Source organism: Halomonas sp. BM-2019 (assembly GCF_017584085.1).
In genome coordinates this window covers 2,548,053-2,550,985 of the sequence record NZ_CP071922.1, presented here as the reverse complement: position 1 = coordinate 2,550,985, position 2,933 = coordinate 2,548,053, and the positions used below count along the sequence as shown (strand labels likewise).

The window sequence follows — 2,933 nt, the reverse complement described above, 5'->3', positions numbered from 1 at the left end:
TATTTATAATTGGCGATTAAAAGAAACCGATCGTTTACATGCCATGGCGACCGAACTGAAAAAAGTGGGCGCCGAGGTTGATGAGCAAGACGATGCTATCGTGATTACGCCGCCGATAGACATTCGTCATGCAGAAATTGCTACCTACGACGATCATCGCATGGCGATGTGTTTCTCACTGCTCGCATTCGCTCCAGCGGGAGTCACCATTCTTGATCCCGATTGTTGTCGCAAGACGTATCCCCTTTTCTTCGCTGACTTTGCATCAGTTTGTCATCCAGAGGCACTAAGGTAACGGCGACAGCGATTTGCTGTCGTTTTAACCGAATTAGGGTGCAATTTTCTCAAAAATCCGTATAATTTCGGCGCCTTGGATCGCTTCTGCTGTTTTATAGTGACAGCGCGAATGCTGATTCAAGGCCAGTTTTTAATAAATGGCTGCAGCTTTGGTGTGCAGTTTATGAGGTCGACATGTCCGATTTAGAACCAACGAATCCAGTGGTTAAGCCAACGGTGGCGCCGGTTATCACAATCGATGGGCCAAGCGGTTCAGGTAAAGGGACGGTGAGCCGTTTGTTATCTGAGAAGCTAGGTTGGCATTTGCTGGATAGTGGGGCAATTTATCGCGTTTTAGCGATCGCTGCGATGCATCATGACTTTAGTCCAGAAGACGAAGAGAGTTTAGTCGCCTTGGCAACCGATCTTGACGTTGAGTTTGTTGCTAGTGAAGAAACCGGCATGACCCACGTCATTCTTGAAGGCGAAGACATTACCATGACGATTCGCACGGAAGAAGTCGGTATGCGGGCATCGAAAATCGCGGCATTACCGAGCGTGCGAGAAGCGCTACTTCGCCGCCAGCGGGGCTTTCGGGACTTGCCCGGGTTAGTTGCCGATGGTCGTGATATGGGAACCGTAGTTTTCCCTGACGCGGAAGCCAAAATATTTTTAACCGCTAGCCCGGAAGAGCGGGCCCAGCGCCGCTTCCTACAATTGCAGGAAAAGGGCTTTGATGCTAATATGAACAGCTTGATCGATGAGATTAAAGCGCGTGACGAACAAGACACGAATCGCTCTGTAGCGCCATTGAAGCCAGCGGAGCATTCGCTCATTCTAGATTCAACAGAAATGAGCATTGATGAGGTGTTGCAAGCGATATTGCAATTTGCCCATAGTAAGCTTTCGGGCCAGCAATAATTTGCGGCTCAGCAAGTATTGAAATGAAGTGCAAAGGCACTTTAGTTCAAGGGTCGGAGCGACGGAATGTACCGACAAATTTAAACAACCCCGCCGAGAGGGAGTTCCGGTGGATGTCCATTAAGCGAAGTTAATTAAACTTATGACTGAAAATTTTGCCCAGCTGTTTGAGGAAAGCCTCAAAGAAGTCGAAACCCGTCCTGGTTCTATCATCAAAGGCACTGTCGTTGCTATCGAGAAAGACCTAGTTCTGGTTGACGCCGGCCTGAAATCTGAAAGTGCCATCCCTGCAGAGCAGTTCTTTAACTCTGAAGGTAAGTTGGACATCGCTGTTGGTGATACTGTTGAAGTAGCACTTGACGCGGTAGAAGACGGTTTCGGTGAAACCATCCTGTCTCGTGAAAAAGCGAAACGCTTTGAAGCGTGGTTGCAGCTTGAGTCTGCACACGAAAAAGAAGAAACAGTGATCGGTGTGATCAGCGGTAAAGTAAAAGGCGGCTTCACAGTCGACCTGAACGGTGTACGTGCATTCTTACCTGGTTCATTGGTAGACGTGCGTCCAATCCGTGATACTGCCCACCTTGAGAACCGTGACCTTGAGTTCAAAGTGATCAAGCTTGACCAGAAACGCAACAACGTTGTTGTTTCTCGCCGTGCAGTTATCGAGAAAGAAAACAGTGCAGAGCGTGACGAGCTGCTTGAAAACCTACAAGAAGGCCAAGAAGTTAAGGGTATCGTTAAGAACCTGACTGATTACGGCGCATTCGTAGACTTAGGCGGTGTTGACGGTCTGTTACACATCACTGATATGGCTTGGAAACGTGTGAAGCACCCAAGTGAAATCGTGAATGTTGGTGACGAAATCAACTGTAAAGTATTGAAGTTCGATCGCGACCGTACCCGTGTATCTTTAGGCCTCAAGCAGTTAGGCGAAGATCCGTGGAGCGATATCGCAAATCGTTATCCAGAGAGCTCAACTCTGTCTGGCCGCGTAACTAACCTGACTGATTACGGTTGTTTCGTTGAGTTAGAAGAAGGCGTTGAAGGTCTGGTTCACGTTTCTGAAATGGATTGGACGAACAAAAACGTTCACCCATCGAAGATCGTTAACTTAGACGACGTTGTTGAAGTAATGGTTCTTGAGATTGACGAAGAGCGTCGCCGTATTTCTCTTGGTATCAAGCAGTGCAAACCAAACCCATGGGAAGAGTTTGCGAAGAACCACCAGAAGGGTGACAAGGTTAGCGGTAAGATCAAGTCAATCACTGACTTCGGTATCTTTATCGGTCTTGATGGCAACATCGACGGTCTTGTTCACTTGTCTGACATTTCTTGGAACGCTACTGGCGAAGAAGCGGTACGTGACTTCAAGAAAGGCGAAGAAGTTGAAGCTGTTGTTCTGCAAGTTGACGCAGAGCGCGAGCGTATCTCTCTGGGTATCAAGCAAATTTCTGAAGATCCAGTAAATAACTTCCTTGCGGCTCACAAGAAGGGTGCTATTGTTAAAGGTAGTATCACTGAAGTTGACGCGAAAGGCGCAACAGTGAGCTTGGCGGACGGTGTTGAAGGTTACATTCGTGCATCTGACATCTCTCGTGAGCGTATCGAAGACGCTTCGACTGTGTTGAAAGCCGGTGAAGAAGTTGAAGCTCGCTACATGGGCATCGACCGCAAAAACCGCGTAATCAGCTTGTCAATCAAAGCGAAAGACGAAGCCGAAGAAAAAGCAGCACTGG

Annotated in this window: 2 protein-coding genes and 1 pseudogene; all 3 read left to right on the top strand. The window is 48.0% G+C overall.

The genetic code is table 11. The features are described 5' to 3' along the window. Positions 1-295, top strand: a pseudogene (locus J5F18_RS12745) (3-phosphoshikimate 1-carboxyvinyltransferase); the annotation flags it as partial. A 176-nt stretch (positions 296-471) separates the two neighbouring features. Beyond that, positions 472-1,197 carry a (d)CMP kinase gene (cmk, locus tag J5F18_RS12740; protein ID WP_346298989.1) on the top strand — a complete coding sequence of 242 codons (726 nt, stop codon included), beginning with the start codon at positions 472-474 and terminating at the stop codon, positions 1,195-1,197. A gap of 142 nt (positions 1,198-1,339) precedes the next feature. Continuing rightward, a partial coding sequence (gene rpsA / locus J5F18_RS12735; protein WP_346298988.1) for a 30S ribosomal protein S1 occupies positions 1,340-2,933 on the top strand: 1,594 nt, incomplete at its 3' end.